Genomic DNA, 5654 nt, shown 5'->3' on the forward strand with positions numbered 1-5654 from the left:
CTCTACGCCGTCGCGCAGCGACGCGGCAGGGGGCGCGGCGGAGCGGCTGGATTGCGCCGCAGGCGCGGGCTCTTGGTGCCCCGTCCCCCAGGTGTTCGCTGACGTCCTTGGACGGGGCGGCAAATATGGCGTGGCTCCCTCTCCCCAGCGGGGAGAGGGGTGGGGTGAGGGGGTGCCGACGCCAGTTGTTTCATTCGAGAGGGCGGCGCCCCCTCACCCGGAGTTCGCGCCTTCCGCGCGAACTCCGACCTCTCCCCGCCGGGGAGACGTGAAACGACGAGCGCCGAAGCCTTCGCAGTTGCAGCGCCGCTGTTCTTGAACCCTTAAAAGTTCTGCCCATATTCTGGGATGTCCGGACCCGGCAGGCCCAAGCGGCTGACGGGACCGGACGGGGCGCCGCAAGGGCCTCTCCCCAAAGTCGCTGCACAGGACTTTGAGACCATGTCGCGTGTGTCTTCGCTCTCCAGCCCGTTTCTGCTCGGCTTCGACGAGATCGAGCGGGCTCTCGACCGGGTGTCCAAGGCCGCGGACGGCTATCCGCCCTACAATATCGAGCGGATCGCCTGCGCCGACGGCCAACCGGAACGGTTGCGCATCACGCTCGCCGTCGCCGGCTTCACCCGCGAGCAGCTCGACGTCACGGTCGAGGAGAGCCAGCTCCTGATCCGGGGCCGGCAGCAGGAGGACAAGACACGCCAGTATCTGCATCGCGGCATCGCCGCGCGTCAGTTCCAGCGGACCTTTCTGCTGGCCGACGGGATGGAGGTATTGGGGGCCGACCTCAGCAACGGCCTCTTGTCGATCGATCTGGCGCGTCCGGAACCGGCGCGCGTCGTGCGATCGATCGCCATCAGGCAGACCGACTGACCATCACGCTGATGACGGTCACGGTACTGACGGTCACGCACAGGACTCGGCAAAGCCAGAACAGAAGGAGTCGAGGGCCATGAACAACGACACCGATCCCCGCAATACCGATCGCCACGAGGCTATCTCGGCGGAGGCGCTGGCGCATCTCGGCGACGGCCGCATCGCCTATGTGAAGCCGATCCGCTCGGAAGACCTGCCGGCACTGTTCCCGCAGGCGCCGCAGGTGGCACCCGGCCTGCGCCTGTTCGCCCTGCATGCCGCGGACGGCACGCCGATCATGATCACGGACACTCGCGAAGCGGCGGTCGCCAACGCCTGGAGCCACGAGCTCGAAGCGATGAGCGTGCACTGAGGTTCTCACCGCCGACGGCCGGCGCGCCCCGCCGCGCGCCCTGCCCAGCGTCGGCACCGACCAGAATCAGCAATGCCCGGCCGTCGTGCCGGGCATTGTCGTTTCTGGGCGCGGAGGCTTTCTGGCCGCGGGAGGTGCGTCGCCGCTCAGCTGACCGGCGGCGGCATCGCCAGCACGGCGTAGAGCGCCTCGCGATCCTGCGAATCGCGCAGCATGCGGGTGATCTCCGGCTCGCGCAGCATGCGCGCGATGCGGGCGAGCGCCTTGAGATGGTCGGCGCCGGCGCTCTCGGGCGCCAGCAGCAGGAACACCAGGTCGACGGGCTGGCCGTCGAGCGCCTCGAAGTCGATCGGCCGGTCGAGCCGCGCGAACAGGCCGAACAGCTTGTCCAGCCGCGGCAGCTTGCCGTGCGGGATCGCGATGCCGTTGCCGATCGCGGTCGAGCCCAACCGCTCGCGCTGCATGAGCACCTCGAGGATCTCGCGCTCGGTGCGGCCGGTCAGTTCGGCGGCACGCTCGGCGAGCTCCTGCAGGGCTTGCTTCTTGTTGTTGACCTTGAGCGCCGGAATGACCGCTTGCGGCGCGACGAGATCGTTCAGCGGCATGGAACGGTCCGACTCGGGGAAACGATGCTCGACGCACACCCTCGGGCGACGGCGCGCGGACGATAGGGACCGGTCCGGGCCGCGTCAATAGCGCGGCGGGCAGTCCCGGGCCGCGTGGAACGACCGGTCGACAGTGCCACCAGGGGCTTCCGGCATACGCGATCTTCTCTCGACAACGCAAGGACTTGGCCGATCGGCGGCGGGCCGCCCCCGATTGCGCCCGAGAGGCCGTCGTGGCAGAGGTGTGCTCCCTCCGCCACGCCTTTCCGGTGACCGAAGATGGGTTTCGACGCGCTGCCGTCGCTCGACCAAATCGCTGTCGCGTTGCCGACACTCGCGGTCGCCTATGTGATCTTCGGCATCGCCGGGTTCGGCACCGCATTGATCGCCGCGCCGGTGCTCGCCCACGCCATGCCGGTCTCCGCCATCGTGCCGATGCTGGCGCTGCTCGACTGCGGGGCGGCGATCGCCAACAGCCTGCGCATCGGCGACAAGGTGGCGAAGGACGAGCTGGTCACGCTGGTGCCGCTGATGGTGGTCGGCAGCCTGGTCGGCGCCTGGCTCCTGCTGATCCTCCCGCCGCGGCCGATGATGCTGGTGCTCGGCGTCTTCGTCGTCGGCTACGCCGTGTACGCGCTGCTCGCCCGGCCGCCGGAGGGGCGGCTGTCGCGCGGCTGGGTGCTGCCGTTCGGCGGCATCGGCGGCATCGCGAGCGCGATGTTCGGCAGCGGCGGCTTCATCTACGCCATGTATCTGGGGCGCCGGCTCGCCGACAAGGACGCGATCCGATCCACCCAGAGCGCGCTGATCGGCCTCTCGACGATGACTCGCGCCATCATCTTCGCGCTCGCCGGCGTCTATTCGGACGGCAAGCTCGTCGTCCTCGCGCTGCTGATGGTGCCCGCCATGCTGATCGGCACCTGGCTCGGCCATCACGTCACGCTGCGCCTTTCGCGTGATCAGTTCCTCAAGCTCCTCTACCTGGTCCTGATCGCCTCCGGCACGACCCTGCTGATCCGCGCCGCCGCGATGTGACGAAGGCGGACCAGGTCGAAGCCTCGCTTAACCGTTGCGAGAATTGCTCCGTCATCCCGGGGCGGCGCGCCAGCGCCGAGCCCGGGATCCATAACCCCTGTCCCGCGGGAAACACCAACACCGGGCGTATGGATCCCGGGCTCGCGGACCTTGAGGTCCGCGCCCCGGGATGACCCATCATGCGAAGCCCTCGCCCGCGCGGACGACGACCACCGGGAGGCGAAAGCTCTGAAACGCGCCCGCTGGTGCAACGCAACATCGTCGGCCCGGTCCACCCATTGCGGTCGTCGGCCTCCCGCTCCCGCCGGCGAGTGCTGCATCTGAACATGGAAGCTCTGCAAGGCGGGATTAGCCGGGCCGTTGACGCCCCCCGGGAGCACGTGATGACCTCGGTCAACAACGCGATAAGAACCGGGGAGTGACCATGAAGGGGCGAACGCCGAAGAAGCTCGGGCTCGCGATCGTCGGCGCCGGCCGCGTCGGCCTGTTCCGCGGCGAGGTGGCGACCCGGCACCCCTCGGTCGAATGGATCGGCATCGCCGAGCTCAATCCCAACCGCGCCGCGAGCGTCGCCGACAAGATCGGCGCCGACTTCGTCACCAACAGCCATCGCGAGCTCTTGGCGCGGCCCGAGGTGAACTGCGTCATCATCGCGACTGACGAGCACCTGCACGTCGATCCGATCATGGCGGCGGTCGAGCGCGGCCTGCCGATGCTGATCGAGAAGCCGCTGGCGACCGACCTCGCAGCATCCGCCAAGGTGCTGGCCGAGATCGACAAGGCCGGGCTCGACGCCGTGGTCGGCTACACCCAGCGCTTCCGCCGCCGCTGGCTCGCCACCAAGGAGAAGTGCCGCTCCGGCGCGCTCGGCGAGATCGAGCTCGTCACCTCGCGGGCCTTCATGAACCGGCTGGTGGCGATCGACAATTACAAGCGCACCGACGATCCCGCGACCATCTCGCCGCTCGTCATCTCCGGCACGCACGCGCTCGACATCTGCATGTGGTGCCTGGAGGAGAAGACGCCGACCGAGGTCTACGCCCGCTCGGTCGACAAGGTCCTGGGCCCGCTCTACCAGGGCATCGACGCGACCGCCGGAATGATCATGTTCTCGGACGGCACCGTCTATCATCTCAGCATCTCCTGGGCCATGCCGGTGACCTGGCCGGCCGCCGTCTACAGCCTCGAGGTCGGCATCGCCGGCACGACCGGCGTGCTCACCATCGACGACACCCATCGCGACATCGTCCTCGCGGTCACCAAGCCGCAGTCGGAGGGCTACAATCCCGACGAGCGGCGCCTCGTCGACTTCATGGGCAGCTATCCGCCGGGCGACATGGCGATGGGCGAGCTGCGCGGCCCGATGGCGGAGGAGACCGTGTCGTGGCTCAACCGCATGGCGCTCGGCATCCCGACCGTCGCGGCGACCGCCACCGAGGCGCACCGCAACCTGATGCTGACGAAGGCACTCGACCTTTCCGCCAAGCGCAAGGCGCCGGTGCCGCTGCCGCTCGATCCGGCCGAGCTGACCGCCTGATCGACGCGACGCGCGGTGCGCGACGACGGTCGGACGACATTGCCGCCCGGCCCCGGCCTGCAACAGACGAGAGGCTCCGTCAGAGGGCCCCACGGAGGACGACCATGATGAACCGTCGAACGGCCTTCGGGCTTCTGCTCGCGACCACCTGCATGGTCGCGCTCGCTCCCGTCACCGGCGCCCGCGCCGCCGAAGATCCGGCCAAGTATCCGAGCCAGCCGATCAGGGTGATCGTGCCGTTCGCGCCCGGCGGCGCGTCGGACTTCGCGATGCGGCTCCTGCAGGCACCAATGTCGCAGGCGCTCGGCCAGCAGATCGTCATCGAGAACCGCGCCGGCGCCGCCGGCAATGTCGGCATGGACGTCGCGGCGCGCGGCGCGCCGGACGGCTACACGCTGTTCTTCGGCAATGTCGGCACCGTGTCGATCAACCCGACGCTGTTCCCCGACATGACGCTGAAGCCGGACAAGGCCTTCATCCCGGTGTCGGTCGCCTCGGAGACGCCGAGCGTCTTCATCGCCAATCCGAAGTTCCCGCCGAACACCATGAAGGAGCTGATCGACTACGCCAAGGCGCGCCCCGGCAAGGTGAACTTCGCCTCGCCCGGCAGCGGCAGCGTCGACCGGCTGGAGATGGAGCAGTTCCGCAAGGCCGCCGGCCTCGACATGAATCACGTGCCCTACAAGGGCGGTGCCGGCCCGGCCGTGGCCGACATTCTCGGCGGCCATGTCGAGGTGATGTCGGTGACGTTGCCCTCGGCGATGCCGCACATCAAGTCCGGCCGCGTCAAGGTGCTGGCCATCACGGATGCCAAGCGCAGCCCGGTGCTGCCCGACGTGCCGACCGTGGTCGAGCTCGGCTATCCGGACATCGTCGCTACGTCGTGGCAGGGCTTCCTGGTGCCGACCGGCACGCCCAAGCCGATCGTCGACAAGCTGTTCCAGGCGATCGTCAAGGCGACCCAGGACCCGACCGTCAAGCAGCGCATGCAGGAAGGCGGCGTCACCGCGGTGGCGAGCGAGTCGCCCGAGGCGTTCAAGGCCTTCATCGCCAAGGACACGGCCCGCTGGGCCAAGGTGATCGAGGAGTCCGGCGCCAAGCCGGACTGATCTGTTCGGACTGATCACGTCGTAGATGCCGGACAGGCTACCGCGTGGCCGGTGTGCCACGAAGCGACTCGCTGATCAGATCGGTACTGATCGCGAAGTGCGGTGCAAGAACGGCCCCCCACCCCCGACCCCTCCCCGCCATTCGC

General features: G+C 68.8%; 6 protein-coding genes. 5 read left to right on the top strand and 1 reads right to left on the bottom strand.

The genetic code is table 11. The features are described from left to right. Positions 1 to 441 precede the first annotated feature (441 nt). Together CCR97_RS12555 and CCR97_RS12560 are read left to right on the top strand one after the other, a co-directional pair. Positions 442 to 867 (top strand): Hsp20 family protein, encoded by a 426-nt coding sequence (locus tag CCR97_RS12555; RefSeq protein WP_111360345.1) that lies wholly within the window; start codon positions 442 to 444, stop codon positions 865 to 867. Positions 868 to 946: 79 nt separating this feature from the next. Further along, positions 947 to 1222 (top strand): BQ00720 family protein, encoded by a 276-nt coding sequence (locus tag CCR97_RS12560; protein WP_111360343.1) that lies wholly within the window; start codon positions 947 to 949, stop codon positions 1220 to 1222. A gap of 146 nt (positions 1223 to 1368) precedes the next feature. On the opposite strand, the gene ptsN is transcribed toward CCR97_RS12560, so the two are convergent. Next, positions 1369 to 1827 (bottom strand): PTS IIA-like nitrogen regulatory protein PtsN, encoded by a 459-nt coding sequence (ptsN, locus tag CCR97_RS12565; protein WP_111360341.1) that lies wholly within the window; start codon positions 1825 to 1827, stop codon positions 1369 to 1371. Between the two features lie 279 nt (positions 1828 to 2106). Between ptsN and CCR97_RS12570 the strand changes: the two genes are divergently transcribed. The 3 genes from CCR97_RS12570 (at position 2107) to CCR97_RS12580 (ending at position 5508) form a co-directional block, all read left to right on the top strand. After that, a complete protein-coding gene (locus CCR97_RS12570) occupies positions 2107 to 2862 on the top strand; it encodes a sulfite exporter TauE/SafE family protein (RefSeq protein WP_111360340.1) in 756 nt (251 codons plus the stop codon). Positions 2863 to 3286: 424 nt separating this feature from the next. Further along, positions 3287 to 4399, top strand: coding sequence for a Gfo/Idh/MocA family protein (locus tag CCR97_RS12575; RefSeq protein ID WP_111357882.1), 1113 nt, complete (start codon positions 3287 to 3289; stop codon positions 4397 to 4399). Between the two features lie 104 nt (positions 4400 to 4503). Continuing rightward, positions 4504 to 5508, top strand: coding sequence for a Bug family tripartite tricarboxylate transporter substrate binding protein (locus CCR97_RS12580; protein ID WP_111357883.1), 1005 nt, complete (start codon positions 4504 to 4506; stop codon positions 5506 to 5508). Positions 5509 to 5654 lie beyond the last annotated feature (146 nt).

Source organism: Rhodoplanes elegans (assembly GCF_016653355.1).
Classification (GTDB): Bacteria; Pseudomonadota; Alphaproteobacteria; order Rhizobiales; family Xanthobacteraceae; genus Rhodoplanes; species Rhodoplanes elegans.